The organism is Bacillus sp. FSL M8-0025, assembly GCF_037975475.1.
GTDB lineage: Bacteria > Bacillota > Bacilli > Bacillales > Bacillaceae > Bacillus > Bacillus subtilis.
Genome location: NZ_CP150258.1, coordinates 2,371,657 through 2,397,988, shown reverse-complemented (window position 1 = coordinate 2,397,988; position 26,332 = coordinate 2,371,657). Strand labels below are relative to the sequence as shown.

Sequence of the window (26,332 nt, the reverse complement as noted above, 5' to 3'; positions counted from 1 at the left end):
TCTATACGTGTAGGACAAATTACACATTATACGCAGGGGGAATTCAGGAAATGAAAAAAAACAAATTGATGCTTATGCTTCTGATGGCTGCTTTTATGATGATTGCAGCTGCATGCGGAAATGCAGGAGAAAGTAAAAAATCGAATAGCGATTCTGCAAAAGGAGAAGAAAAGGCATCAGGTTCTTTAACCATTTCTGGTTCATCGGCAATGCAGCCACTAGTACTTGCAGCCGCGGAAAAATTTATGGAAGAAAACCCTGATGCTGATATACAGGTACAAGCTGGCGGTTCTGGAACAGGGCTTTCTCAAGTCTCTGAAGGAGCTGTTCAGATCGGGAATTCAGACGTTTTTGCTGAAGAAAAAGAAGGCATCGATGCAAAAGCGCTTGTCGATCATCAAGTCGCTGTAGTTGGTATGGCAGCAGCTGTAAACCCTGATGCTGGTGTAAAGGATATTTCAAAAGATGAATTGAAAAAAATCTTCACTGGCAAAATCAAAAACTGGAAAGAGCTCGGCGGCAAAGACCAAAAGATTACACTTGTAAACCGTCCTGATTCTTCTGGCACACGTGCTACATTTGTGAAATATGCGCTTGACGGTGCGGAGCCTGCAGAAGGCATTACTGAAGATTCCTCCAACACGGTGAAAAAAATCATTGCTGATACTCCGGGAGCGATTGGATATCTTGCATTCTCATATTTAACAGATGACAAAGTAACTCCTCTATCTATTGACGGTGTTAAACCTGAAGCGAAAAATGTAGCAACTGGCGAGTATCCGATCTGGGCTTATCAGCATTCTTATACAAAAGGTGAAGCGACAGGTTTAGCTAAAGAATTTCTTGATTATCTAAAGAGTGAAGACATTCAAAAAAGCATTGTTACTGACCAAGGCTACATTCCGGTTACTGATATGAAAGTGACACGCGATGCCAACGGGAAGCAAAGCTGATCTTAATAAAAAGAGGAGTGCGGGGACAACCGTTTCTCCTCTTAACACATTCATAGGAGTGTAAAACAATGATAAACAATAGAGAAAATATGTCTGTGAGCGAGCGTTTAATCAGCTCAAGGCAAAATCGGCAATTGGATGAAGTTCGGGGAAGAATGATTGTGACAGCATGTGCGCTGATTATGATTGCGGCATCTGTTGCAATCACCATTTTCCTCGGCGTGAAGGGGCTGCAATCTTTTCTTGTAAATGGTGTAAGCCCAATTGAATTCTTAACGAGCTTAAATTGGAATCCTACAGATAGTGATCCGAAATACGGAGTGCTGCCATTTATTTTTGGCTCATTTGCAGTAACGATTCTTTCTGCTCTAATCGCTGCGCCGCTTGGCATTGCAGGTGCGATTTTTATGACAGAGATTGCCCCGAATTGGGGAAAGAAAGTGCTGCAGCCGGTGATTGAGCTTTTAGTCGGTATTCCATCTGTTGTTTATGGATTCATAGGTCTTACAGTATTGGTGCCGTTTATCGCCCAGTTCAAATCGAGCGGAACAGGGCACAGTTTATTGGCGGGAACGATTGTCCTTTCCGTCATGATTCTGCCGACGATCACATCGATTTCTGCTGATGCAATGGCTTCTCTTCCGAAGAGTTTACGAGAGGGTTCTTACGCGCTCGGTGCGACAAGATGGCAGACAATCAGAAAAGTACTTGTGCCTGCAGCTTTTCCAACATTGATGACAGCTGTTGTGTTAGGCATGGCTCGGGCGTTCGGTGAAGCTTTGGCTGTTCAGATGGTCATTGGAAATACAAGAGTATTGCCGGAAAGCCTGTTTGACACTGCGGGAACGCTGACAACGATCATCACGCTGAATATGGGCCACACCACATACGGAAGTGTTGAAAACAATACGCTGTGGTCAATGGGGCTTGTGCTTCTGGTGATGTCATTCTTGTTCATCCTGCTTATTCGCTACTTGTCATCTAGGAGGAAAGTGTAATGAACCGCAAAATAACAGATAAACTGGCGACCGGAATGTTTGGTTTGTGTGCAGCCATTATCGCTGCCATTTTAGTAGGTTTGTTTTCCTATATTATTATAAACGGTGTTTCTCAGCTCAGTTTGCAATTTATTACAACAAAATCGAGCGCCATTGCAGCTGGAGGAGGCATACGAGATCAGCTGTTTAACTCCTTTTATATTTTGTTTATTACAATGCTGATTACAATCCCGCTCGGTGTGGGCGGCGGAGTCTTCATGGCTGAATACGCGCCTAATAACAAAGTAACTGACTTCATCAGAACATGTATAGAGGTGCTTTCATCTCTTCCGTCTATTGTCATTGGGATGTTTGGATTATTGATGTTTGTCAACTTAACAGGCTGGGGATATACGATCATAGGCGGGGCGCTTGCGTTAACTGTTTTTAACCTTCCTGTCATGGTGCGTGTGACAGAAGACGCGATCCGTTCAGTCCCTAAAGATCTGAAGGAAGCCTCTCTCGCTTTAGGTGTATCACGCTGGCATACCGTAAAAACAGTTTTAATTCCAAGTGCGATTCCTTCTATCATCACAGGAGCAATTTTAGCGTCAGGAAGGGTGTTCGGGGAAGCGGCCGCATTATTATTTACGGCAGGCCTGACAACACCGCGTCTTAATTTTACGGAGTGGAACCCGTTTTCGGAAACATCACCGCTTAATATTTTCAGGCCCGCTGAAACACTTGCGGTCCACATTTGGAACGTCAATACACAAGGAATGATTCCGGATGCTGAAGCGATTGCCAACGGTGGTTCTGCCGTGCTGGTGATTTCTGTTCTTGTGTTTAATCTCGCGGCGAGATGGCTTGGCACGATGATCTACAAAAAGCTTACGGCAAATTAGAACGGAAAGAGGCGAAAAACATGTCTGAACAAATGGTAAAAGAAAAACCTGAGCGAGCTGTTATTGTTCCGAAGCAGAATCACGTGCTTGAGGTCAAAGATCTGTCTATTTTTTACGGAAATAAACAAGCCGTTCATCATGTAAACATGGATATTGAAAAAAATGCGGTGACTGCTTTAATTGGGCCGTCGGGATGCGGAAAATCTACTTTTTTGAGAAATATTAACCGAATGAACGATTTAATTCCATCTGCAAGAGCGGAAGGTGAAATCCTTTATGAAGGATTAAATATATTGGGCGGCAATATTAACGTTGTCAGCTTGAGAAGAGAAATCGGAATGGTTTTTCAAAAACCAAATCCATTTCCGAAATCGATCTATGCGAATATCACACATGCATTGAAATATGCCGGAGAGCGGAATAAAGCTGTTTTAGATGAAATTGTGGAAGAAAGTTTAACAAAAGCGGCCCTCTGGGATGAGGTGAAGGATCGTTTACATTCATCCGCACTCTCGTTATCCGGCGGCCAGCAGCAGCGTTTATGCATCGCGAGAACGCTTGCGATGAAGCCGGCTGTTCTTCTGCTTGATGAACCAGCTTCAGCGCTTGATCCGATTTCAAATGCGAAAATAGAGGAATTAATTACAGGATTGAAAAGAGAATACTCAATTATTATTGTCACGCACAATATGCAGCAGGCTCTGCGGGTTTCTGACCGGACGGCATTCTTTTTAAACGGCGAGCTTGTAGAATACGGACAGACCGAACAGATTTTCACGAGTCCGAAAAAGCAAAAGACAGAGGATTATATTAACGGGAAATTCGGATAGGAGGGCGGCAATGAGTATTGCTACCGAAGCTGTAATGAAACAGGAAGTCTATCAAGTCAATGGAATGAACTTATGGTATGGACAGCATCATGCTTTAAAAAATATCAATTTGAGCATTTATGAAAATGAGGTTACGGCGATTATCGGTCCATCCGGATGCGGGAAATCGACCTTTGTCAAGACATTGAATTTAATGATTCAAATGACGCCAAATGTAAAGCTTGCAGGTGAGCTGAACTATAATGGCAGCAATATTTTAAAGGATAAAGTGGACATCGTGGATTTACGGAAAAATATCGGCATGGTATTCCAAAAAGGGAACCCGTTTCCGCAATCTATTTTTGATAATGTGGCTTACGGACCGAGAGTCCACGGCACCAAAAATAAGAAGAAGCTTCAGGAAATTGTGGAAAAGTCATTAAAAGACGTGGCGTTATGGGATGAGGTGAAGGATCGATTGCATACGTCCGCTCTTTCGCTGTCAGGGGGCCAGCAGCAGCGTCTTTGCATCGCCAGAGCACTTGCGACCAATCCTGATATTTTGCTGATGGATGAACCGACATCTGCACTAGATCCAATCTCAACGAGAAAAATTGAAGAACTCATTCTAGAGCTGAAAAATAAATATACAATTGTCATTGTCACGCATAACATGCAGCAGGCAGCAAGGGTTTCTGATCAAACCGCCTTTTTCTACATGGGCGAGCTTGTTGAATGCGACAATACGAATAAAATGTTCTCTAACCCGAAGGACCAAAGAACTCTCGATTACATTTCAGGAAAGTTTGGATGAAAAAAAACAGGCTGAGTCAGCCTGTTTTTTTATCGTGTTAACGTTTTTACGATCTTTTTGAAACTCATGTCTGATTTTACTTTAAACTCGCCGGCACGAATTTCTTTGTGATAGCCGGCATCAATGACATAGTCATTAAAGTCTTGAGCCGAAGAGATAATGCCCTCTTTTTCAAGAATAGCAGATACATCCGCAGTGCTCATGCCATCTTTAATTTTGAGTTTGTACGTTTTGACTTTGTCTGTTTTCGTGTCTGAGCTGCTGTCATCGGTCAACGATTTCTCTTTTGAATCAAGAAGTTTTTGATATTCATCACGGTTCACAGAAACCATTTTTTTAGAATCAAGGTAATTGTTCACGTCTTGTTCAGTTACTGTTTTATTATCTTTTACAGCAGCGGCCTGATCTTCGTCAGTCAGATAAAAAACAGCTGCAAGAACGGCTGTCGCTAAAATGATGCCGCCAGCAAATGCCTGAATGCCCCGTTTTGTCATACGAGCACCTTCTCATTATCTTTGATAATCGTATTCACGTCTTCCACTGATACATGCTCAGCTTTAGCAATCGCTTCAGCTGACATACCGTTATTATATTTAGAAAGTATTTGTTTAGCGATTTTTTGATTGATGTCGTTCTGCTTTGATTTGCGAATGACAAGGTTTGTTTCCAGTAATTCTTCCTCAAGCACTGTCATTTTCTTTTTGAGCTTGTAAATTTCCTGCATCGCAGAAAGCTGCAGTGTTTCGAGCTCCTGTTCTACATCTTTCATCGGGTCTCTTTGAGAATATGAGAATGCAATTAGCGCTATACTGACGATAAACAACGCAATAATAGCAATTTCCACGTTTCATCACCTTCTATTCTTTTTTTATCCTTCTTTTTTATACCATAAAACCAGTAGTTTCTAAAGGAATTCGCGAAAAAAACGAGATTTTGTCGAGAAATCTTTCTTTGCTTCTTCTTTATGTAATGGTTTAATAGGAACACGAAGTGAACGATTGGAAAGGAGAATGTTAAGAGTCCATGGATAAACACCCATTTCCCTATAATATACGACATAAGCTTTCCTTTTTTAGGGACACATTCGACATAATCATTCAAAACGCTCACACCTTGACCGTAAGCTGGGAAATCTCAGAAGAAACAATGCGGCTGGCTGAAGCTGTCCTTTTCGAAAAAACGCAGGATATGATAAAAGAATTGCGGATTGTCATCAAAAGAAAAGACATTGAAGCTGTCAGGACAAAACGCACAACGTATGATAAAGGCGAATGGACGATTAGACAGACGGCTGGTGATGCTGTATATCGGGCTGAATACAGTATTGTGAATTCAATGAATGTCTCTCTCAAGCTTGCCGATACAGACGACATCTATCTTGATGAAAATGGGATTCGTCATATAAACAGCTTTCAGATTGAGGAAGCGCACACCAGGTGGGAGGAGCAATTTTCTGCATACACCTGTTATGGGAGAGGGGAGAGAGAACGGTGAACATTCTCATGCTTTCACCCGAACATCCCGATGAGCCGAAAAGCGGGCTAGGTGTCCATTTAAACCGCCTCATTTCCTATTTAAACCCTCATATCAACATTACGGTTTTTACTCCGAGCGGGCAGCTGTTTTCGTATGCGAAGTTTGAAGATTACATAGCTGATGCTAACTTTACAATGGTTCGCCATGTGTTATCACACAATAAACGCTTTGATCTGATTCATGCCCATGATGACACAACTGCCCCTGCTGCCCAGTATTTGAAACAACGGCTTGGCCTTCCGCTTACTGCGACAATCCACGGTCTTGAAAGAGAAAGGAAGAAGGTGTGCCGAGAAGCCCCACACCCATACAGGCTCAAGACCGAACGGCTCCTTATAGAATCCGCTGATGCATTGATCGTATTAAGCACATTTATGAAGCGGTCTCTTAATAAGGCAGCACATAAAAAAATAACCGTTATCCCAAGCCCTGCATCTATGGAGGAAGAGAAGGGGAAAATCCAAAGAAGCATAAATAGAAGATTTCTCTTTTCATATGGAAGGTTCGTTCCGGAAAAAGGATTTTCGCAGCTGTTAAAGGTGTTTGCCATCTTGAAGCAGCGTCAGCCAGACCTCTATCTAGTGCTGGCTGGGGAGGGGCCGTCTCTGTCCTGCTATGAGAAATTAGCTGCGGCATATAACCTGAAGGATCGCGTCATGTTCCTGCCGTTTCTCAATAGGAAAGACATCAGAACGTTACTGTCTCAATGTGAAATGGCTGTTTTCCCTAGTTCTTATGAACCGTTTGGGCTTGCCGCGCAAGAAAGCATGGAACAAGGTGTGCTGACTGTCGTTTCTCAGTCGGGTGGTTTTTGTGATTATGCCGTTCATGACAAAACGGCAATCATCGCTAATTTTACGCTCGTACAGGAAGCGGCTGATCTGCTGGACAGCTTTTTAAAAGACCGGGAAAAAGCCCGCCGGATAAAAGAAGCTGGCAGACAACAAGTGTTCAAGCTCCACCACCCCCGACTCATTATGTCATCATATTTGCAGCTTTATGAGCGTATCTTCAATAATTCAGCAATTCATTGAAAAACAGCCTAGCATTCCGTCCATTATAGTGGTATTATATATAAGTCTGAATAAGTAAATGATTTTAGTTTGGAGGGAAAATAATGCGCGTTAATATTACTTTGGCTTGCACTGAATGTGGTGAGCGTAACTATATTTCTAAAAAGAACAAACGCAACAATCCAGACCGCGTTGAATTTAAAAAATATTGCCCACGTGATAAAAAATCTACGTTACACCGTGAAACAAAATAACAGCTTTGCTGTTTGAGGTGTAAGAAAAAAGCCAGAGCTTTGAAAAAGGTTCTGGCTTTTTTTCTATTCCGAGGGGGATGAGAGATGAAATCACAATTAAGAAAAAAGACGCTGGAGGCACTGTCTGCTTTATCAAATGAAGATATTCTTCAAAAAACGGAACGTACGTATAAGTACTTGTTTTCTCTGCCGGAGTGGCAAAATGCCGGCACCATTGCCGTCACTATTTCCAGAGGATTAGAGATACCGACGCGTCCTGTCATTGAGCAGGCTTGGGAAGAAGGGAAACAAGTTTGCATCCCAAAATGCCATCCGGACACGAAGAAAATGCAATTTCGCACATATCAGACTGATGATCAGCTCGAAACCGTGTACGCCGGACTGCTCGAGCCGGTAATTGAAAAAACAAAAGAAGTAAACCCATCACAAATTGACTTGATGATCGTTCCAGGTGTTTGTTTTGATGTTAACGGGTTTAGGGTCGGCTTTGGAGGCGGCTATTATGATCGCTATTTAAGTGAATATGAAGGGAAGACAGTCTCATTGCTTTTGGAGTGCCAGTTGTATGCGCACGTACCCAGTCTGCCACATGACATCCCGGTACATAAGCTGATAACAGAGGATCGGATTATTTCTTGTTTTTCATAACTTTCCTGTCCCTTATTCGAGAATAAATAAGGCAGAATAACAAACCCTATTGGCAGGAGGGATATCATGAAAAAACTTTTGATTTATGCCATTTTCGCGGTTTCTGCCGTCATGTTTTATCAAAATCGCTACCGTCTTATGAATACTGTACTCAGCCAGCCAGGAATCAGGCGGTCTTTTATCCATTTGTTTTTAAGAATTCCATTTATCCGCAATAAGTTTATACAGCAAGCTTTCTAAAATCCCGTGAAAAACGGGATTTTTTGCTTTCAGTAGGCGTTTCGGAGCGCCAGCTGTTATAATGAAAAAAAACTATTGGAGCGGTAAACATGTTTTTGCTGGAGTATACATATTGGAAAATTGCGGCGCACCTGGTGAATAGCGGGTATGGCGTCATACAAGCCGGTGAGTCAGATGAGATATGGCTGGAAGCTCCGGACAAGTCCTCTCATGATCTAGTTCGTCTTTATAAGCACGATCTTGATTTCCGTCAAGAAATGGTTAGAGACATCGAAGAGCAGGCCGAACGAGTAGAACGAGTCAGACATCAATTGGGCAGACGAAGGATGAAGCTGCTGAATGTGTTTTTTTCAACGGAAGCCCCTGTTGATGACTGGGAAGAGATTGCAAAAAAAACTTTTGAGAAGGGAACTGTGTCAGTTGAGCCGGCGATCGTTAGAGGAACGATGCTTCGAGATGATCTTCAAGCGGTTTTTCCATCATTTCGTACAGAAGATTGTTCAGAGGAACACGCTTCGTTTGAAAACGCGCAAATGGCGCGAGAACGCTTCCTTTCGCTAGTGCTGAAACAAGAAGAACAGAGAAAAACTGAAGCGGCGGTTTTTCAAAACGGAAAACCGATTTTTACATATTTATTTATTGCGCTTCAGATCCTGATGTTTTTCTTGCTCGAAATAAACGGAGGCAGCACTAATACGGAGACGCTGGTGGCTTTTGGAGCAAAAGAAAACAGCCTGATTGCACAAGGAGAATGGTGGCGGCTTCTGACACCGATCGTGCTTCACATCGGCATAGCGCATTTAGCTTTTAATACGCTGGCTTTATGGTCGGTTGGTACAGCGGTTGAGCGGATGTATGGATCGGGCCGGTTTTTGCTGATTTATCTGGCTGCTGGCATTACGGGTTCGATTGCGAGTTTTGTGTTCAGCCCGTATCCTTCGGCAGGGGCATCAGGAGCCATATTCGGATGCTTAGGTGCATTACTGTATGTTGCTTTGTCTAATCGAAAAATGTTTTTAAGAACCATAGGAACCAATATTATTGTCATTATTATCATCAATCTGGGCTTTGGTTTTGCGGTTTCGAATATTGATAATTCAGGACATATCGGCGGCTTGATTGGCGGCTTTTTCGCTGCAGCGGCACTGGGGTTGCCTAAAGCCGGAGCCTTTGGAAAAAGATTGTTGTCAGCGGTTTTGCTGATTGCTTTGGCTGTTGGATTTTTATATTACGGATTGCATTCGCCTTCACACCAGGAGTCAGCGCTGATTCAGCAGGCAAGCGAGCTGTATCAGGAAGGAAAGTATGAAGAAGTAACAGAATTGCTGAACGGAGAAGCAGCGCAAAAAGATGCCTCTGCCGATCTTTTGAAAATTCTTGCTGTTTCTGATATTCAAATCGGCGAATATGATCAGGCGGTTTCCCTTTTGGAACGAGCAGTGAAAAAAGAACCTAAAGACCATGCTTCCTATTACAATTTAGCGTTATTGTATGCGGAAAAAAATGAGCTTGCACAAGCAGAAAAGGCCATCCAGACGGCTGTGAAACTGAAGCCGAAGGAGCAGCGCTACAAGGAGCTGCAGCGGCAAATTGAAAACAATAAAGAATCATAGAGGTGGAATATGGAAAGGAAGCTGGCTTTTTTGTCAGCGTTTTCTTCTTGACTGACCGCTTCCTTATGAATACGCTTATGATAGTTAAGTTCAAGAAATGGTGAGGAAAATGAATACATTTTATGATGTGCAGCAGCTGTTAAAAACGTTTGGCCACATTGTTTATTTTGGAGACAGAGAGCTTGAAATTGAGTTTATGCTGGATGAATTAAAGGAATTATACATGAACCACATGATTGAAAAGGAGCAGTGGGCCAGAGCGGCAGCTGTCCTTCGAAAAGAATTGGAACAAACAAAAAACGGAAGAGATTTTTATAAAGGCTAAGGTGATAAAAATGGACGAGATATGGTTTGCGGGCATTGACCTGGGAGGAACGACGATTAAACTCGCTTTTATTAATCAATATGGCGAAATTCAGCATAAGTGGGAAGTTCCGACTGATAAAACCGGCGACACGATTACTGTCACAATTGCAAAAACAATCGACAGCAAGCTGGATGAGCTGCAAAAACCGAAGCACATCATCAAATACATCGGAATGGGTGCACCAGGCCCTGTAGATATGGCGGCAGGAGTGGTTTATGAAACAGTAAATCTAGGGTGGAAAAATTATGCTTTGAAAAACCATCTGGAGACAGAAACCGGCATCCCAGCTGTTATAGAAAATGACGCGAATATTGCTGCGCTCGGGGAAATGTGGAAGGGAGCGGGTGATGGCGCAAAAGACGTCATTCTCGTGACGCTTGGCACAGGAGTTGGCGGCGGCATCATTGCAAATGGTGAAATTGTACATGGTATAAATGGCGCCGGCGGAGAAATCGGCCATATTTGCAGCATCCCTGAAGGCGGAGCGCCCTGCAACTGCGGCAAAACGGGCTGTATCGAAACAATTGCGTCAGCAACCGGAATTGTAAGAATTGCAAAAGAAAAAATAGCAAATGCTAAAAAGACGACACGTTTAAAAGCAACCGAACAATTGTCAGCGCGGGATGTGTTTGAAGCGGCGGGTGAAAATGATGAAATTGCCCTTGAGGTGGTTGATTATGTAGCCAAGCATCTTGGTTTGGTGCTCGGAAATTTGGCAAGCTCGCTTAATCCATCCAAAATCGTTCTTGGCGGCGGCGTATCGAGAGCCGGAGAACTGCTGAGATCAAAAGTCGAGAAAACATTCCGCAAATGCGCGTTTCCGCGGGCAGCCCAAGCTGCTGATATTTCAATCGCAGCACTTGGAAATGATGCCGGCGTTATCGGAGGCGCTTGGATCGCTAAAAATGAATGGCTGAAACATCAAAATTGTTAAAATTGTGTAAATGAAATTGATTTTTTGTTGTGCTCAGGTTAAGATTTAATTTGATGTGTTAATGAGAATGTTGGGAATAGACTGATTTTTTTGAGCGTGCTGCATAGGAGGTTGAAATGCGAAAAACGTTTTTTTCGAAGATTTCATTTATGCTGATTGCCATTTTATTGATGTGGCTGAAAACGTATGCTGTTTACAAAACCAGTTTTCATATTAAAATCGACAATCTAACACAGGAATTTATTCTGTTTATCAACCCATTGAGTTTTTTGTTGCTTATTTTTGGCCTCAGCCTGTTTTTAAAAGGCAAAAACAGAAATCGCTACATTATCGCGATGAGCTGTCTTGTCACGTTTGTATTGCTGGCAAATATGGTTTTTTACCGTTTTTACAATGATTTCTTAACAATCCCTGTTCTTTTTCAAACGAGCAATATGGGTGATCTCGGAAGCAGCATCGGAACACTTCTTGAGCCGACAGACCTCCTATTAGCTGTAGATATTGCGGTTTTAATATGGCTTCACATCCGGCAAAAAGCTTTTCAATCGGACATTCCCTCAACGAAAAATGAACGGGCGGCTTATTTTTTGTTCGTTGCTTCTGTTTATTTCTTCAACCTGGGCTTGTCTGAGGCGGAAAGACCTCAGCTATTGACACGCTCATTTGACAGAGAAATGCTTGTTAAAAACATTAGCCTGTTTAATTTTCATATTTACGATGGCGTTCTTCAGTCAAAGCAATCCGCACAGAGAGCGTTGGCAGACAGCAACAGCCTGACGGAGATTGAAAACTACGTAACCGCTAATGCGAAGGATGCCAACAAACGCTTATTCGGCGCTGCAAAAGGAAGGAACGTCATTCTCGTATCCTTAGAGTCGACGCAAAGCTTCGTGATTAATGAAAAATTGAATGGAGAAGAAATCACGCCTTTTCTGAATGACTTTATAAAACAGAGCTACAACTTTAATAATGTTTACCACCAAACAGGCCAGGGGAAAACCTCGGATTCTGAATTTATCGTGGACAATTCACTGTATCCGCTTGGACGAGGTGCCGTATTTTTTACGAATGCGGGCAATCAATATATGGCCGCTCCTGAAATTTTGAAAAACAGTGGATACTATTCAGCGGTGCTCCACGCTAATAATAAGAGCTTTTGGAATCGTGATTTAATGTACGACTCATTTGGATATGATTCGTTTTTTGATATTAACTCGTATGATGTAACTGACGAAAATTCAGTCGGCTGGGGACTTAAGGATAAAGAATTTTTTGAGCAGTCTTCAGAGCTGATGAAAAATCTGCCTCAGCCGTTTTACTCGAGGCTGATTACACTGACGAACCACTTCCCGTTTGATCTTGATGAAGAGGACCAATTGATTGATGAATATGATTCAAGCAGCCAGACGCTAAATAAATATTTTCCGACAGTGCGTTATCAGGATGAGGCGCTGAAACGGTTTATCGAAAAGCTGAAGGAAGACGGGTTATACGACAACTCTGTTATTGTATTATATGGTGACCATTATGGTATATCAGAAAACCATAATGAAGCGATGGGGCAGTTTTTAGGAAAAGAAATAACCCCATTTGAAGAGGTACAGCTCCAAAAAGTGCCGCTGGTCATTCATATTCCGGGTATTACTGATAAAAAGCCGCAAACCATTGAAACAGTAGGCGGGCAGATTGATATCAGGCCGACGCTGATGAATCTTTTAGGGATTGATACGAAAGATCAAATTCAATTCGGCAACGATCTGCTTTCAGACGAAAAACTGGACTTCACGGTGCTCCGGGACGGGAGCTTTATCACAGATCAGGTTGTTTATACAGACGGTGCGTGTTATGACAAAGAGACGGGAAAACCGTTAGAAGAGACAAAACAATGTGAAGCATTTGCTGATAAAGCAAAACAGGAGCTATCACTTTCTGATGAAATCATTTATGGGGATTTGTTGCGATTTTATGACCAGAAAAGGCTGGACAATTCGTCAAAACGGAAAGAAAAACAAATGCTTGATCAGGCATCGTAATCACAATGTCTCCCGCGTCAAAGTGAGCGGGAGGCTTTCTTTTTTTAAATACGCTGTCATATAGTAACAAAAAAGGGGGATGATGATGGCGTTTATTACGGTGAAACCTGAGATCAAGAACAATTTGGCCAGAGTGGCGAAAGAACTGAAGATAGACGAGGAATTGCTTAAAAGTGCAAATCGCTCCGCACAAAAACATCAATTGTATTGCCCTGGTTATGTGATAGAGGAGCATAGCGGCAAAGAGCTTCAAACCATTCAGGACATAAAGGGCTTTTTACAGCCTCGGCAGCTGAAACTTTCTGATAGCTGGATTGAGCAAGAGAAAATCTATGATGATTCAGCTGTTGAAAAGGAAATAAAGAAGATTATTGATGTTTTTCCGTTTGTCTCATGCCGGGAAATTGGCCGTTCTGTACTCGGCAGGCCTATCTGGGAGCTGAAGGCTGGTGGGGAGCATGCCGTAAAAAAGGTCCATATGAACGCGTCATTTCATGCGAATGAGTGGATTACAACGTCTGTCCTGCTAAAATGGTTTAAGGAATACTGTATGTCATTATGCTGCAATTCGCCTTTCTTTGGCTTTTCTCCCATAAAGCTGTTTAACAGCACATCCTTATCCCTCGTTCCTCTTGTCAATCCGGATGGCGTTGATCTTGTTTTAAACGGATCAGAAGTCATGGGAGCCAGAAGAGATGAACTCGAAAGGCTAAATGAACATCGTCCAAATTTTAATGAATGGAAGGCGAATATAAACGGGGTTGATTTAAATAAACAATTTCCATCATTATGGGAAATTGAAAAATACCGAAAACCGACAGCACCCAGCTACCGCGATTTTCCGGGAATCTCTCCGCTTACGGAGCCGGAATCTATTGCGATGTACCGGCTGATCACGGAGAATCCGCCTGACAGACTGCTGGCTCTTCATACTCAAGGAGAAGAAATTTATTGGGGCTATAAAGGCCTTGAGCCTGAGGAATCTGCTGCCGTCATAAAGGATTTTGAGGAGTTAAGCGGGAACATTTATAAGGGAGTAAGGGATATAGATAGCTATGCTGGATTTCGTGATTGGTTTATTCACCATTATTTTAAGGAAGGGTATACGGTGGAACTTGGAAAAGGCCAAAATCCTTTGCCGTTTCAGCAGTTTTCACACATATATAACGCCACAAGCGGTATCTTGTGGAGGGCGTTATTTTTTCATGAGTAACTGAAACTTTTTCTTTTTTCTGCCGAAGCAAATATGAGAGAATAAAGATGATCGGAGGGGAATGCTGATGAGATCAGTTTGTTTTATTCTGCTGGCGGTATTGCTGTTTAGTTTATCGGCATGCGAACCATCTCATCAGCAGCAAAAACAGGCATCGGCGGCAAAAGATGAGAAAAAAGACATCATACCGCTTTCCGCGGAAAAAGCGGATGGGGTGGAAGGCTGGCTGAATAACAGCACAATATTATATACTGCGTCTAATCCGACGAAAACAGAGCTTTTTGCGTACCGCATCTTTACAGGCAAAGCGAAAAAGCTCTATCAAACGGATGGTCAAATCGTTGATGTTCAAATCAATGCGAGGGAGCAGATGATTCTGCTGCAAATCACACATAGCCAAAAGACGGCAGTGGTTTTGCTTAATGCAGAAGGAGAGACGCTTTACGAAAAAGATTACGAAACGTATGAGCTTGAAGCTGCTTGGAATCAGTATGATCCTTATCAAATGATGGTGACGGAATTCAATGAAAACTGGGATTTCCATACATATCAGGTGAATGCTAAAAAAGACGAATCTTTCTTAAGCCCAGTACAGGTTCCGTTCATTCATTGGACATCCAAAAATACATTTGATTATGTAAAAGAGGGAAGAGACGATAAAACAGGGCCTTTATATACGTTCGATACAGCTTCTAAGACGGAACAGAAGCTTGAGGATGACGTTCTATTCTTCGATTCTTTCCATCAAATGAGTTTTACTGTCAAATCAGCTTCCGGAGGAAAAGGGACGTATCAGTTTAAAACGCCGCAATCAACATCACCTGTTACAGCGAAATGGCCGCTCCAAGCGAAATATACAAGTTTGGCTCCAATGGAGTATGACTATGATGAAGCAGGAGGCCTGTTTTATACATTCAAACAAAGCGGCGATGCATATAAGCTCGCAGCAGTCAATGTAGCATCGGGAGAGACAAAAGATCTTGTGTCTCTGCGGGAAATGGAGCCGATTCAAATATCTCCGAACGGGAAATATGCGTTATACGGCTTTCATTTTGAGCAAATTATTTTATTGAAATCACATGAAACGAAGCAACTCATCATTGATCAAAAGGAGATGGAATAACGATGGCTATCGCAGATGTAACCATTATCCCAATCGGTACGGAAACACCCAGTGTCAGTGCTTACGTAGCCGATGTGCAAAAGATATTAGAAGGATATCAAGCAGAAGGGAAAATCAAATATCAGCTGACACCGATGAATACGCTGATCGAGGGAGAACTCAGTGACCTTTTTGCAGTCATTCAGGCAATTCACGAAGCGCCATTTCAAAAAGGATTGCACAGAGTGGCAACGAATATCCGCATCGATGACAGGCGTGACAAAAAAACGACGCTTGAGAGCAAAATAGAAAGTGTCAATAAACATTTACAGCCATAAAAATAAACCTGTATCCGATCGGATACAGGTTTTAATGTGCGGTTGGATACCCGCTGTTTATTACGGTCATCACGGTAAACCATCCAAAGACAAATAAGGTGGCACCGGCTAATAAAAACCCGAGTATATTTTTATTTCTAACAGAACGCAAGACTCCCCATAAAGCGAAAAGAGCGACAAGGCCGAAAATCACGACAAGTAACATAACACAGCCCCCTTTACATTGAAAAACCTGCAATTCTTTCCAGTTTTATTCTACCTGTTTTTTATAGGTTTGTCGATAGCGTTTTCATTGCGATTGTTTGAATCTTTTTTAAAAAACCCTCATAATAAGAGCATAAAAAAGAAAGAGGTGATAATAGTGAAATGGAGACGAATGCCAGTAGGGCCGATTCAAGCGAACGCATATTTTCTCATCAGTGATGATCAATGCCTGATTTTTGATCCGGGCGGCGAGGGACATAAAATCAATCAATACATAAAAGAAAAAGGGCTGACGCCTTTAGCCATTTTGCTTACACATGCCCATTTTGACCATATTGGGGCGCTTGATGAAGTGAGAGAAAAATGGGATATTCCTGTTTACCTGCATCAAAATGAAAAAAATTGGCTTACGGATGCTTCTTTAAACGGCTCCGGCATGCTGCGAGGGATAGAAGTAACAGCTAAGCCTGCAGATCATCTAATTGAAGGCGACGGTGAGTTGAATATCGGGCCGTTTCATTTGGAAACATTATTTACGCCGGGACATTCACCAGGCAGTGTGTCTTACTACGTGAAAGATGCAGACTTGGTTATCTCCGGAGATGTCTTGTTCCAAGGCGGTATAGGACGTACGGATTTAATAGGCGGCAATCAAGAGACGCTGCTGACGTCCATTCATGAAAAACTGCTTACGCTTCCGGAACACACGCTGGTGTTAAGCGGCCATGGACCTGAAACAGACGTACTGACTGAGCAGGACCAAAATCCGTTTTTAAATGGGTTTTCATTGTAAAAAAAGAGACAAACCGATAAGGTTTGTCTCTTTCTGCATTTAATGGCCTCCGCCGCCGGGCACCATAATAAAAATTGAGTAATATGTAAAGCCGGCGAAGAAAATCGTTAAATAAGCGCCAAAAATATAAATATACATGCGTTCGGTTAAGTTCAAATACGATAGAAACACAAATAAGATCGTCTGTCCAAAAAATAAAAGGGAAGCATCTTTCATATCACCTAAATAAAACATGACTGCAAAAATCCCCGTCCAAAATCCTAACACCCGGAACATGCGATTCATTTTTATCCCCTCCCGAGAGTCCCTCTGACTGTTATTATAATGGATCACACCTAGAAATGTAAACATTTTCATTATTAATATACAAATGGAATTTGTCCCTTTGATTGTGTTTTCTATTGTATGAATGCTTTTTAAAAAATAATCCGAAAAAAGTTCTGTAAATGGTTTAAATGAAAAATGATCCGGGTAGTTATTCTACAAAGAGATGGTTAACTGAGGAGGAAAAAACGAATGGAACAACAATTAACTTTTTACTCATATCCAAGCTGCACGTCATGCCGAAAAACAAAACATTGGCTTAAAGCACATCAAATTGAATTTAACGAACGGCACTTATTCAGAGAAACCCCGACAAGAGAAGAATTAAAGTACATTTTATCGTTAACGACAGAAGGAATTGATGAAATTTTGGCGACAAGAAGCCAGACTTTCAAAAATTTAAATTTAAACATTGAAGAAATGACGGTAAATGAGGTGCTGGAACTTTTAATCGAGAAGCCGAAGCTTTTGCGACGCCCGATTCTAGTAGACAACAAAAAGCTGGTGATTGGTTATAACCCGGGAGAATTGTTGAAGTTATCGAAGAAGAAAACGGTTCATCAATCTGCATGATGAAAAACCGAAGATCCGCTGATTTATTCGAATCAGCTTATCTTCGGTTTTTCACCTGTTCAGAAACTGGGCTAGCTGGATTCGAACCAACGATCACGGAGTCAAAGTCCATTGCCTTACCGCTTGGCTATAGCCCATTGAATCTAAACATAGTATGTGTAAAGGCAGACGCGTTATACATATATAGCGTACATTTTTCAAAAACAGGAGGGAGCTCATTAAGATGATAGCTCTTGATCAGCACTTAACAGAGCACAAAGAAGATATCACGCAACAATGGCTGGAAGTTTGTACGTCAAACGGCAGCTGGCTGTATTCAGCGAAAGATCAGCAAAAACTAGAACAAAAGTTAAAAGACCAGCATGAATTATTGGTGACCATCGTAGCAAAATCCCTTAGAAAAGAAGACGTAGAGGATGAGCTCAACCGGTGGTCTCTTCAATGCGCCAGAGACCGTGCCGTTCATGAAGTGACGGTTACACAAAGTGTCGGCCAGTTTAACACTTTCAGGCACATCATGTTTGAATGGATTCAGAAATTCAGCGAAGCTTCTTCTCAAGACATCAGCATTCAGGAATTTTATGAGTGGAGCCGGATCTTGAATCAAAACATTGATGAGATCATCGAAGTGTTTACGGAAGAATATCACCAGGTGACCATGATACAATTAAACGCGCAAAAAGAAATGATTAATGAATTGAGTGCGCCGATTATGCCGATTACTGATGGGATTGGGATTCTTCCGCTTGTCGGTGAAATTGATACGCACAGAGCGAGGACGATTTTGGAGTCTGTGCTGGAGCAGTGCTCAGCGTTAAAGCTCTCGTATTTATTTTTAGATATTTCGGGCGTTCCTATCGTTGATACCATGGTAGCCTATCAAATTTTTAAAGTGATTGACAGCACCAAATTGCTCGGCATTGAGACGATTATTTCAGGAATCAGGCCGGAAATTGCCCAAACTGTCGTGAAGCTGGGTCTGGATTTTTCGAATGTGAAAACCGAGCAAAGTCTTGCTAAAGCCCTGGCCAATAAAGGGTTTAAAATAAAAGAGTGTTGATGCCTTTGCCATGTTAATCTTGAAAGATAGCAGCTGAACAGCCTTTCACGGGCTATTCAGCTTTTTTAACTTCTATAAATAAAATGTGATGGCTGTTGATGTCTTTTACCTTAAAAGAGTAGCCATCATATTCTATGGTACTTTCAGGCTCAGCATCTATGTTTTGTGTCAAAAACCAGCCGCCCAAGGTGTCTACTTCAGCCTCTGATAAATCGGTTCCAAGCAGGCTGTTAACATCGCTGATTAATAATTTTGCATTTAACAAGTAATGATCCTTTCCAAGTTCGCGGATATGAGGCACTTCATCCGCATCAAATTCATCACGGATTTCTCCTACAATTTCTTCGATAATATCCTCGACAGTGACCAAACCGGACGTCCCGCCATATTCATCTATGAGGATCGCCATATGAGTGCGTTCCTTTTGCATTTTCAGCAATAGTTTATAAATAGGAATCGTCTCAATGACATGGATAACGGGCTGTACGAAAGGTTCAATTTGATGCTTCTTGATTGAAAAATCTTTCGTCAGCATGGAAAACAGCACTTCTTTCATATTAATCACGCCAATAACGTTATCTTTATCCTCTCTTACAACTGGGTACCGTGTATATTTTGTTTGCTTGACTGTTTCCTGAAGATTTGAAATGGAGTCTTCATCTAGTGACAAACTGACCATTTCATTTCGCGGCACCATAATTTCCTTTGCCATTCGTTTATCAAAGGTGAAGATATTATTCATGTACTTTAATTCACTTTTTCTAATCTCGCCGCTTTTATAGCTTTCAGCCAATAGGACCCGAAGTTCTTCCTCTGTATATGCCAGCTCGTGCTCTGATGCCGGCTTCAGTCCAAACACTCCTGTAATCAATCGGGCAGAGTGGTTCAACAGCCAAATGAATGGAAACATGATCTTATAAAACCAAATAAGCGGTTTAGCGAACAACAAGGTAATGCTTTCTGCTTTTTGAATGGCGAAACTCTTTGGCGCCAGCTCCCCAATAACGACATTTAAATACGTAACCGCTAAAAATGCGATGACGAGTGAAAGTAGGTGGGTAAGCGATTCATTTAAGCCCGCTTTATGAAAAAGCGGTCGAAGCAGAGTTTGCACAGTCGGTTCCCCAAGCCATCCCAGTCCTAAAGCTGCGACTGTGATGCCCAGCTGACAGGCTGATAAATATTCATCAAGGTGAGTGATGACATGCTTTGCCGCTTTAGCACCTTTCTTTCCTTTTGCGACAAGCTGATCAATTTTGGATCGCCGCACTTTTACGATTGAAAATTCTACGGCAACGAAAAATCCTGTTAACAAAATGAGAATAGCGACTGCTAGTAAATTGATAAATTCCAAAACAACTGCCTTCTCCAAGGAAGGCATGCACCTCCCTTTTCCGATGTCTTTCTACATTCCATACCACCTGAAAATGCTCATAAAACATGTGTTGAAGCGGCAGACTGGTTTAGTGACGCGGTTATTGGGCAATTAAAGAATAAAGAACAAAAGTTTGGAGGAGCTTGACATGAAGGCACATACGGGAAAGGATTGGTTTTGGTACCAAATGGGGCCTCAAGAAAGAAGTAAGGCAAGAGATCTAATCCATTTTTCTCACTGGCCTCAGTGTGAAAAGTGGTTTGAAAATAACCACCACGTTAATTTTTTGCGAGTAGATACAACTGAAACGGAAAATGAAGCGGTATTTGGGTCGATTGTTTATGATCAGGGGCTTGGTGAAGAAAAAGACCATACTGTTTTTCACTTTTATATCACCAGACAATATTTTTTCACAATCAATTTTGACTTTTCGATTTTGAGAGAGATTAAAGGCAAAGAAGTTGTCCGGCAAATGGAAAGAGCGGACAATGCGATAGAGGGGTTTTTAATTCTTCTCGGCGAACTAATGAATGCGTATTTAATCGGTGTTGATGAATTTGAAGTAAAGCTGAGAAAGCTTAGATGGCAGATTAAAGACGACAATAGCAAAAGCATTTTAAACCGCGTCCATCTCCTGCGCCATGAACTGATGATTTGGAAAAATTTGATATTAAGCGCTAAAAAAATTGAAATGGCGTTGAAAGAAACCTTTTTACCTCAAAATGAAGAGAAAAAGGATTATCAGCGGACACAACTGAAGATTGACAGGGGATTTACATACATCAGCGAATTTGAAGGGGAGCTTAACAATCTGCTGCATTCAGAGGAAGTCATTACCTCACATAGGGGGAATGAAATTGTAAAAGCGCTGACCATTTTCACGACGCTTTTTACGCCGATTACAGCTCTGGGGGCCTTATGGGGGATGAACTTTTCAGTGATGCCGGAACTGAATTGGAAATACGGATATCTCTTTTCTCTCTTATTGATTGTCACATCTACAGTTCTGATCTATCTCTATTTGAGGAAAAAAGGCTGGACGGGAGATATGCTGCAGGAGCGGAAGAAGAAAAAGAAACCTCGAAAAAGGCGGACTCTATAGGATGTTTCATATTTTGTACAGCGTGCCCCGTTTTTTCACCAGTCATATCAGGGTGACCGGATACGATGTCAAGGCGCTTATGGCAGAGCATCAAATCCGCCGTTTACCGATTCTTGAATATGGCCAAATTGCCGGTATTGTTGCATTAGGCGACCTTTCCGTTGAGAAAGATACTGGTCAAAAAGCGAAAACAGCATAATGAAAATGGAATCTAGCAGGCATGGTGACCATGTCTGCTTTTTTATTTATAGGGAAAATTATAATGACAGGGGTACATTCAGTTGAAAGTCTTTTTCTTGCCAGAAAGAAGGGATTTTTCAGCATATAACGTCTCACAAAATCACGTTTTCCCTGTTTGATTACCGCTCCTTCTTTTTCTACAATACGCATTGAAAGGAGAGGGAATCAAATTGGATTCAATAGAAAAGGTAAGCAAAAACTTGATTGAAGAAGCATATCTAACAAAGGCTTCTGATATTCACATTGTGCCGAGGGAGCGGGACGCTATCATTCATTTTCGGGTCGATCATGCCTTGCTGAAAAAAAGGGACATGAAAAAAGAAGAGTGCGTAAGGCTGATTTCACATTTTAAATTTCTTTCAGCAATGGATATAGGTGAAAGGCGAAAGCCGCAAAACGGTTCGCTTACGTTAAAGCTGAAAGAGGGAAATGTTCATTTAAGAATGTCAACGCTGCCCACAATTAATGAAGAAAGCCTCGTGATCAGAGTGATGCCCCAATACAATATCCCTTCGATTGATAAATTGTCGCTATTTCCGAAGACAGGAGCCACATTACTCTCGTTTTTAAAACATTCCCATGGCATGCTCATTTTTACCGGGCCAACTGGTTCAGGGAAGACTACCACACTATACTCTCTCGTTCAATATGCAAAAAAACACTTTAATCGAAATATTGTCACATTAGAGGACCCTGTTGAAACAAGGGACGAAGATGTTCTTCAGGTTCAGGTGAATGAAAAAGCCGGTGTAACTTATTCCGCAGGTCTGAAAGCAATTTTGCGCCATGACCCCGATATGATTATTTTAGGTGAGATCAGAGACGCGGAAACAGCTGAAATTGCGGTGCGGGCAGCGATGACGGGACATCTGGTACTAACGAGCCTTCATACGAGAGACGCAAAGGGCGCAATTTACAGACTGCTTGAATTCGGTATCAATATGAATGAAATCGAACAGACTGTCATTGCAATAGCGGCTCAGCGCTTGGTTGATTTGGCTTGCCCGTTTTGTGAAAACGGATGTTCATCAGTGTATTGCCGACAGTCACGAAATACCAGGAGAGCTAGTGTTTATGAGCTTCTATACGGGAAAAATCTTCAGCAATGTATCCAGGAGGCAAAAGGAAATCATGCAAATTACCAATATCAAACGCTTCGTCAAATTATCAGAAAAGGAATTGCGCTCGGCTATTTAACGACAAACAACTATGACCGGTGGGTTTATCATGAAAAAGATTAGAAAAGTCTGGTCATTAAAGGATCAAGCCAGGTTATTAAAGCGGCTCGGTGAAATGACTGCGGGCGGATATACGCTTCTGGATGGATTACGCCTGATGGAACTTCAGATGAATAAGAGGCAGGCGGCTGACTTGACTGATACGGTCACTTTTTTGAGGGAAGGGGCTCCGTTTTATCAAGTACTAAAGAGTTTGTCATTTCATAAGGAAGCCGTAGGTATTTGTTATTTTGCTGAAACACATGGTGAACTGCCTGCTTCCATGATCCAGAGCGGAGAGCTGCTGGAACGAAAAATTGCACAGGTAGACCAGCTGAAAAGAGTGCTGCGCTATCCGCTTTTCCTCATATTTACGGTCGCTGTCATGTTTTATATGTTACAGTCCATCATCATTCCTCAGTTTTCCGGTATCTATCAATCGATGAATATGGAAACCTCACGTTCAACCGATATGCTTTTTGCTTTTTTCCAGCATATTGATCTTGTGATCATTTTGCTGGTTCTTTTTACAGCAGGTATCGGGATTTATTATTGGCTTGTGTTTAAGAAAAAATCACCTGCCCGGCAAATGCTGATTTGTGTCAGGATTCCTTTGGTTGGAAAGCTTGTCAAGCTGTTTAACAGTTACTTTTTTTCTTTGCAGCTGAGCAGCCTTTTAAAATCAGGCCTCTCAATTTATGACAGCCTTAATGCATTTAAATATCAAACGTTTCTCCCTTTCTACCGCTGCGAGGCTGAACAATTGATTGAACGGCTAAAAGCCGGTGAGTCAATTGAAGCCGCTATTTGTGGAAGCCCTTTTTATGAAACTGATTTTTCAAAAGTCATATCTCACGGCCAGCTGAGCGGCCGATTGGATCGAGAGCTTTTCACATACAGCCAGTTCATATTGCAGCGGCTGGAACACAAGGCGCAAAAATGGACAGGCATCCTTCAGCCGATGATTTATGGATTTGTTGCTGCGATGATCTTACTTGTGTATTTATCTATGCTTGTACCTATGTATCAGATGATGAATCAAATGTGAAAGGAAGAGGCAGATGAATGAGAAAGGATTTACACTTGTTGAAATGTTAATCGTGCTCTTTATTATTTCGATCTTGCTTTTAATTACGATACCGAACGTCACGAAACATAATCAAACCATTCAAAAAAAGGGCTGTGAAGGCCTACAAAACATGGTTAAGGCACAAATGACTGCCTTTGAGCTTGATCATGAAGGACAAACTCCGAGCCTTGCCGATTTACAGTCAGAGGGCTATGTGAAAAAGGATGCTGTCTGTCCAAATGGGAAGCGCATTATCATCACCGGCGGAGAAGTTAAGGTTGAACATTAAATTAAACGAGGAGGAGGGGTTTACCCTTTTAGAAAGTTTGCTTGTGTTAAGCCTTGCCTCTATCCTCCTGGTGGCCGTCTTCACTACACTTCCCCCTGCTTATGACAATACAGCTGTCCGACAGGCAGCAAGGCAGCTGAAAAGTGATATTATGCTCACACAGCAGACTGCTATTTCCCGTCAACAAAGAACAAAAATTCTCTTTCATAAAAAAGAATATCAATTAGTCATTGGTGATACGGTCATTGAACGTCCGTATGCAACGGGATTTTCTATAGAACTGCTGACATTAAAAGACCGTTTGGAATTTAATGAGAAAGGGCACCCGAATGCAGGCGGAAAAATACGAGTAAAAGGGCATGCCGTTTATGACATAACAGTTTATCTAGGGAGCGGGAGAGTCAATGTGGAGAGAAAATAAAGGTTTTTCTACAATAGAAACAATGTCTGCGCTAAGCCTGTGGCTGTTTGTGCTGCTGACAGTCGTCCCCTTGTGGGACAAGCTGATAGCTGATGAAAAAATGGCGGAATCACGAGAAATCGGCTATCAGATGATGAATGAGAGCATTAGCAAATATGTCATGAGTGGTGAAGGAGCCGCGTCAAAAACGTTTACAAAGAACAATCATATCTATGCAATGAAGTGGGAGGAGGAGGGCGAATATCAAAACGTATGTATCAAAGCCGCAGCTTATAAGGAAAAATCATTTTGCCTCAGCATCCTGCAGACAGAATGGCTACACGCTTCTTAACGTATTATTTTCGCTCTCAGTCTTTTTGCTCATATCAGGATCGTTAGCTGCGATTTTCCATCTGTTTTTGTCTCGACAGCAGGAACATGACGGTTTCACACAGCAAGAATGGATGATTTCGATAGAACAGATGATGAATGAATGCAAGGAGTCACAGGCAGTTAAGACAGCCGAGCATGGGAGCGTGTTAACCTGCACCAATCTTTCCGGGCAGGACATCCGTTTCGAAATTTATCATTCAATGATAAGAAAAAGAGTGGATGGCAAAGGGCATGTTCCGATTTTAGATCATATTACTGCCATGAAAGCTGATATTGAAAATGGTGTTGTTTTGCTGAAAATTCAGAGTGAGAACCAAAAAGTGTATCAAACTGCTTTTCCAGTCTATTCGTATTTAGGAGGGAGGTGAATGTATCGTACAAGAGGGTTTATTTATCCAGCTGTTCTTTTTGTGTCAGCGCTTGTGCTGTTAATCGTGAACTTTGCTGCTGCTCAATATATTTCACGCTGCATGTTTGAGAAGGAAACAAAAGAGTTATACATAGGAGAGAATTTGCTTCAAAATGGGGTGCTTCTTTCGATTCGGCATGTTCTAGAGGAACGGAAAGGCCAGGAGGGTACGCAGCAATTTCCATATGGACGGGTTTCTTATTACATTCATGATACATCGATAAAAGAACAAAAAGAAATCAACTTAAGAGTGTCAACGGAGTCGGGAACAGAAAGAACTGCACAGATCGTGTTTGATCAAAAACAGAAAAAACTGCTGAGATGGACAGAATAAAACAGTGTAAAGGGTATAAAAAAAGTCATGTGAGACAACACTTCATAATAATTGAATGATGAGGTGATCACGTGAAAACGAATGACTATGTTAAATATATGACGCAGCAATTTGTCAAATATATAGATACTCCGAGAGATGAGCGAAAAGAACGAAAAGAGGTGCGGAAAGAAACAAAAACGCCTGTTTCCCAGCAGTTGTTCGGTATTTTACCCTATGGCTTCAGACTTTGGCTGAAACGGAAAAAATAACCGCAAATAAACGAATAAGGTCCTTCAAAAAATGGAGGACCTTATTGATATTCTTCTAATATGGCGATTTTATTGACCTTTTGGCTATAAGGATCAAATGAAATCGTCACAAAAACGCCGAATTCTTTTGACCCTTCCCTCAGAGTTAAATGGTATTGCTTCACTGCTTCATCTTTTCTTTTACGGTCCCATACTTTTTGTTTGAACAGTACCTGTGCAAGCGGGTACCTTTTTTTTGCTTCTTTTACAGCAATCTCTTCCCATTTGGACATGTGGCGGGCGGTTACAAGCGGTGTTTCTTCTGCGTGAGCGGCTGTGGTGCCAAAGACGAGAAGAGATAGACAAATCACACATTGTTTGATCATCATGCTGTCACCCTTTCTTTGTTTATTATTACCAAATAATAATGGGATATGCATTTAAATTCTCACATAACAATCCCAAAAATTTCAAAAAAATTGAAAAAATGAGCAATACTGAGCAAGACTTTGTAATATGATGAAAACATTCTTTTAAACGAACGAAATGAGCGATTTCGGTGTTTTTAAAT

At 41.8% G+C, this 26,332-nt stretch carries 36 protein-coding genes and 1 tRNA gene; 30 read left to right on the top strand and 7 right to left on the bottom strand.

Annotated elements, in window-relative coordinates:
• The first annotated feature begins 50 nt into the window (after window positions 1-50).
• From MKX38_RS12280 to pstB (MKX38_RS12260), 5 genes are all read left to right on the top strand, one after another.
• Entirely contained in the window at window positions 51-953 is a 903-nt protein-coding gene (locus MKX38_RS12280; RefSeq protein WP_033884719.1) for a phosphate ABC transporter substrate-binding protein, read from the top strand.
• Window positions 954-1,021: 68 nt separating this feature from the next.
• Window positions 1,022-1,951, top strand: a complete 930-nt coding sequence (pstC, locus tag MKX38_RS12275; RefSeq protein WP_014477352.1) for a phosphate ABC transporter permease subunit PstC — start codon at window positions 1,022-1,024, stop codon at window positions 1,949-1,951.
• Window positions 1,951-2,835 carry a phosphate ABC transporter permease PstA gene (gene pstA, locus MKX38_RS12270; protein WP_029317900.1) on the top strand — a complete coding sequence of 295 codons (885 nt, stop codon included), beginning with the start codon at window positions 1,951-1,953 and terminating at the stop codon, window positions 2,833-2,835. The genes pstC and pstA overlap by 1 nt, the downstream gene beginning before the upstream one ends.
• Window positions 2,836-2,855: 20 nt before the next feature.
• Window positions 2,856-3,665 carry a phosphate ABC transporter ATP-binding protein PstB gene (gene pstB / locus MKX38_RS12265; protein ID WP_015384102.1) on the top strand — a complete coding sequence of 270 codons (810 nt, stop codon included), beginning with the start codon at window positions 2,856-2,858 and terminating at the stop codon, window positions 3,663-3,665.
• A gap of 10 nt (window positions 3,666-3,675) precedes the next feature.
• A complete protein-coding gene (gene pstB / locus MKX38_RS12260) occupies window positions 3,676-4,458 on the top strand; it encodes a phosphate ABC transporter ATP-binding protein PstB (protein ID WP_339187263.1) in 783 nt (260 codons plus the stop codon).
• A 29-nt stretch (window positions 4,459-4,487) separates the two neighbouring features.
• Here the strand turns inward: pstB (MKX38_RS12260) and MKX38_RS12255 are convergent, their stop codons facing one another.
• Window positions 4,488-4,952 (bottom strand): endolytic transglycosylase MltG, encoded by a 465-nt coding sequence (locus tag MKX38_RS12255; RefSeq protein WP_014480272.1) that lies wholly within the window; start codon window positions 4,950-4,952, stop codon window positions 4,488-4,490.
• On the bottom strand, window positions 4,949-5,302 hold the full coding sequence (locus MKX38_RS12250; RefSeq protein ID WP_003245993.1) for a hypothetical protein: 354 nt from the start codon (window positions 5,300-5,302) through the stop codon (window positions 4,949-4,951). Before MKX38_RS12250 ends, MKX38_RS12255 begins: the two co-directional genes overlap by 4 nt.
• 179 nt (window positions 5,303-5,481) lie before the next feature.
• Here MKX38_RS12250 and MKX38_RS12245 point away from each other — a divergent pair, with 179 nt between their 5' ends.
• From MKX38_RS12245 to MKX38_RS12190, 12 genes are all read left to right on the top strand, one after another.
• The gene (locus MKX38_RS12245; protein ID WP_033884716.1) at window positions 5,482-5,952 is read left to right on the top strand and encodes a hypothetical protein; all 471 of its coding nucleotides are present in this window, start codon (window positions 5,482-5,484) and stop codon (window positions 5,950-5,952) included.
• Window positions 5,949-7,028, top strand: a complete 1,080-nt coding sequence (locus MKX38_RS12240; protein ID WP_033884715.1) for a glycosyltransferase family 4 protein — start codon at window positions 5,949-5,951, stop codon at window positions 7,026-7,028. The genes MKX38_RS12245 and MKX38_RS12240 overlap by 4 nt, the downstream gene beginning before the upstream one ends.
• A gap of 83 nt (window positions 7,029-7,111) precedes the next feature.
• The gene (gene rpmG / locus MKX38_RS12235) at window positions 7,112-7,261 is read left to right on the top strand and encodes a 50S ribosomal protein L33 (protein WP_003153056.1); all 150 of its coding nucleotides are present in this window, start codon (window positions 7,112-7,114) and stop codon (window positions 7,259-7,261) included.
• A gap of 84 nt (window positions 7,262-7,345) precedes the next feature.
• Window positions 7,346-7,909: a 5-formyltetrahydrofolate cyclo-ligase gene (locus tag MKX38_RS12230; protein ID WP_015714266.1), complete on the top strand. Its 564-nt coding sequence runs from the start codon at window positions 7,346-7,348 to the stop codon at window positions 7,907-7,909.
• Between the two features lie 66 nt (window positions 7,910-7,975).
• Window positions 7,976-8,149, top strand: a complete 174-nt coding sequence (locus MKX38_RS12225; protein ID WP_003230126.1) for a hypothetical protein — start codon at window positions 7,976-7,978, stop codon at window positions 8,147-8,149.
• Between the two features lie 89 nt (window positions 8,150-8,238).
• The gene (gene yqgP / locus MKX38_RS12220; RefSeq protein ID WP_033884713.1) at window positions 8,239-9,762 is read left to right on the top strand and encodes a rhomboid protease YqgP; all 1,524 of its coding nucleotides are present in this window, start codon (window positions 8,239-8,241) and stop codon (window positions 9,760-9,762) included.
• Between the two features lie 109 nt (window positions 9,763-9,871).
• Window positions 9,872-10,087, top strand: coding sequence for a YqgQ family protein (locus MKX38_RS12215; RefSeq protein WP_004399107.1), 216 nt, complete (start codon window positions 9,872-9,874; stop codon window positions 10,085-10,087).
• Between the two features lie 10 nt (window positions 10,088-10,097).
• A complete protein-coding gene (gene glcK / locus MKX38_RS12210; protein ID WP_003230132.1) occupies window positions 10,098-11,063 on the top strand; it encodes a glucose kinase GlcK in 966 nt (321 codons plus the stop codon).
• Between the two features lie 116 nt (window positions 11,064-11,179).
• Window positions 11,180-13,096 (top strand): LTA synthase family protein, encoded by a 1,917-nt coding sequence (locus tag MKX38_RS12205; RefSeq protein ID WP_003230133.1) that lies wholly within the window; start codon window positions 11,180-11,182, stop codon window positions 13,094-13,096.
• A gap of 82 nt (window positions 13,097-13,178) precedes the next feature.
• A complete protein-coding gene (locus tag MKX38_RS12200; RefSeq protein ID WP_144483385.1) occupies window positions 13,179-14,309 on the top strand; it encodes a M14 family metallocarboxypeptidase in 1,131 nt (376 codons plus the stop codon).
• Between the two features lie 61 nt (window positions 14,310-14,370).
• Window positions 14,371-15,432 (top strand): hypothetical protein, encoded by a 1,062-nt coding sequence (locus MKX38_RS12195; RefSeq protein WP_131227618.1) that lies wholly within the window; start codon window positions 14,371-14,373, stop codon window positions 15,430-15,432.
• Between the two features lie 2 nt (window positions 15,433-15,434).
• Complete coding sequence (locus MKX38_RS12190) at window positions 15,435-15,749, top strand: MTH1187 family thiamine-binding protein (protein WP_003230139.1); 315 nt, start codon at window positions 15,435-15,437, stop codon at window positions 15,747-15,749.
• 31 nt (window positions 15,750-15,780) lie between these two features.
• Here MKX38_RS12190 and MKX38_RS12185 read toward each other — a convergent pair whose 3' ends face one another.
• Window positions 15,781-15,954: a DUF2759 family protein gene (locus MKX38_RS12185; protein ID WP_003230141.1), complete on the bottom strand. Its 174-nt coding sequence runs from the start codon at window positions 15,952-15,954 to the stop codon at window positions 15,781-15,783.
• A 156-nt stretch (window positions 15,955-16,110) separates the two neighbouring features.
• Here MKX38_RS12185 and MKX38_RS12180 point away from each other — a divergent pair, with 156 nt between their 5' ends.
• The gene (locus MKX38_RS12180; RefSeq protein ID WP_088467263.1) at window positions 16,111-16,746 is read left to right on the top strand and encodes an MBL fold metallo-hydrolase; all 636 of its coding nucleotides are present in this window, start codon (window positions 16,111-16,113) and stop codon (window positions 16,744-16,746) included.
• A 39-nt stretch (window positions 16,747-16,785) separates the two neighbouring features.
• On the opposite strand, the gene MKX38_RS12175 is transcribed toward MKX38_RS12180, so the two are convergent.
• Window positions 16,786-17,031 carry a DUF2626 domain-containing protein gene (locus MKX38_RS12175; RefSeq protein ID WP_003226300.1) on the bottom strand — a complete coding sequence of 82 codons (246 nt, stop codon included), beginning with the start codon at window positions 17,029-17,031 and terminating at the stop codon, window positions 16,786-16,788.
• Window positions 17,032-17,262: 231 nt separating this feature from the next.
• Between MKX38_RS12175 and mgsR the strand changes: the two genes are divergently transcribed.
• The gene (mgsR, locus tag MKX38_RS12170) at window positions 17,263-17,643 is read left to right on the top strand and encodes a transcriptional regulator MgsR (protein WP_003230147.1); all 381 of its coding nucleotides are present in this window, start codon (window positions 17,263-17,265) and stop codon (window positions 17,641-17,643) included.
• Between the two features lie 66 nt (window positions 17,644-17,709).
• On the opposite strand, the gene MKX38_RS12165 is transcribed toward mgsR, so the two are convergent.
• Window positions 17,710-17,780, bottom strand: a tRNA-Gln gene (locus tag MKX38_RS12165).
• Window positions 17,781-17,866: 86 nt separating this feature from the next.
• Here MKX38_RS12165 and rsbRD point away from each other — a divergent pair.
• On the top strand, window positions 17,867-18,703 hold the full coding sequence (gene rsbRD, locus MKX38_RS12160; RefSeq protein WP_041850019.1) for an RsbT co-antagonist protein RsbRD: 837 nt from the start codon (window positions 17,867-17,869) through the stop codon (window positions 18,701-18,703).
• 52 nt (window positions 18,704-18,755) lie between these two features.
• Here rsbRD and MKX38_RS12155 read toward each other — a convergent pair whose 3' ends face one another.
• Window positions 18,756-20,084 (bottom strand): hemolysin family protein, encoded by a 1,329-nt coding sequence (locus tag MKX38_RS12155; protein WP_041850018.1) that lies wholly within the window; start codon window positions 20,082-20,084, stop codon window positions 18,756-18,758.
• A 142-nt stretch (window positions 20,085-20,226) separates the two neighbouring features.
• Between MKX38_RS12155 and corA the strand changes: the two genes are divergently transcribed.
• From corA to MKX38_RS12105, 10 genes are all read left to right on the top strand, one after another.
• Complete coding sequence (gene corA / locus MKX38_RS12150; protein ID WP_015483432.1) at window positions 20,227-21,180, top strand: magnesium transporter CorA; 954 nt, start codon at window positions 20,227-20,229, stop codon at window positions 21,178-21,180.
• Between the two features lies 1 nt (window position 21,181).
• Window positions 21,182-21,379: a CBS domain-containing protein gene (locus tag MKX38_RS12145; RefSeq protein ID WP_014480259.1), complete on the top strand. Its 198-nt coding sequence runs from the start codon at window positions 21,182-21,184 to the stop codon at window positions 21,377-21,379.
• A 211-nt stretch (window positions 21,380-21,590) separates the two neighbouring features.
• Window positions 21,591-22,661: a competence protein ComGA gene (gene comGA, locus MKX38_RS12140; RefSeq protein WP_004399124.1), complete on the top strand. Its 1,071-nt coding sequence runs from the start codon at window positions 21,591-21,593 to the stop codon at window positions 22,659-22,661.
• Entirely contained in the window at window positions 22,648-23,685 is a 1,038-nt protein-coding gene (comGB, locus tag MKX38_RS12135; RefSeq protein ID WP_339187254.1) for a comG operon protein ComGB, read from the top strand. Before comGA ends, comGB begins: the two co-directional genes overlap by 14 nt.
• Before the next feature lie 13 nt (window positions 23,686-23,698).
• Window positions 23,699-23,995 carry a comG operon protein ComGC gene (comGC, locus tag MKX38_RS12130; protein ID WP_003230162.1) on the top strand — a complete coding sequence of 99 codons (297 nt, stop codon included), beginning with the start codon at window positions 23,699-23,701 and terminating at the stop codon, window positions 23,993-23,995.
• Window positions 23,985-24,416, top strand: coding sequence for a comG operon protein ComGD (gene comGD, locus MKX38_RS12125; protein ID WP_086344082.1), 432 nt, complete (start codon window positions 23,985-23,987; stop codon window positions 24,414-24,416). Before comGC ends, comGD begins: the two co-directional genes overlap by 11 nt.
• The gene (comGE, locus tag MKX38_RS12120; RefSeq protein WP_086344081.1) at window positions 24,400-24,747 is read left to right on the top strand and encodes a ComG operon protein 5; all 348 of its coding nucleotides are present in this window, start codon (window positions 24,400-24,402) and stop codon (window positions 24,745-24,747) included. The genes comGD and comGE overlap by 17 nt, the downstream gene beginning before the upstream one ends.
• Window positions 24,748-24,772: 25 nt before the next feature.
• Window positions 24,773-25,156 carry a ComG operon protein ComGF gene (gene comGF, locus MKX38_RS12115; protein WP_327847410.1) on the top strand — a complete coding sequence of 128 codons (384 nt, stop codon included), beginning with the start codon at window positions 24,773-24,775 and terminating at the stop codon, window positions 25,154-25,156.
• Entirely contained in the window at window positions 25,157-25,531 is a 375-nt protein-coding gene (comGG, locus tag MKX38_RS12110; RefSeq protein ID WP_014480253.1) for a ComG operon protein ComGG, read from the top strand.
• A 71-nt stretch (window positions 25,532-25,602) separates the two neighbouring features.
• The gene (locus MKX38_RS12105; RefSeq protein ID WP_029726723.1) at window positions 25,603-25,782 is read left to right on the top strand and encodes a YqzE family protein; all 180 of its coding nucleotides are present in this window, start codon (window positions 25,603-25,605) and stop codon (window positions 25,780-25,782) included.
• Between the two features lie 41 nt (window positions 25,783-25,823).
• On the opposite strand, the gene MKX38_RS12100 is transcribed toward MKX38_RS12105, so the two are convergent.
• Complete coding sequence (locus MKX38_RS12100) at window positions 25,824-26,150, bottom strand: YqzG/YhdC family protein (protein ID WP_003246051.1); 327 nt, start codon at window positions 26,148-26,150, stop codon at window positions 25,824-25,826.
• Between the last annotated feature and the right edge of the window lie 182 nt (window positions 26,151-26,332).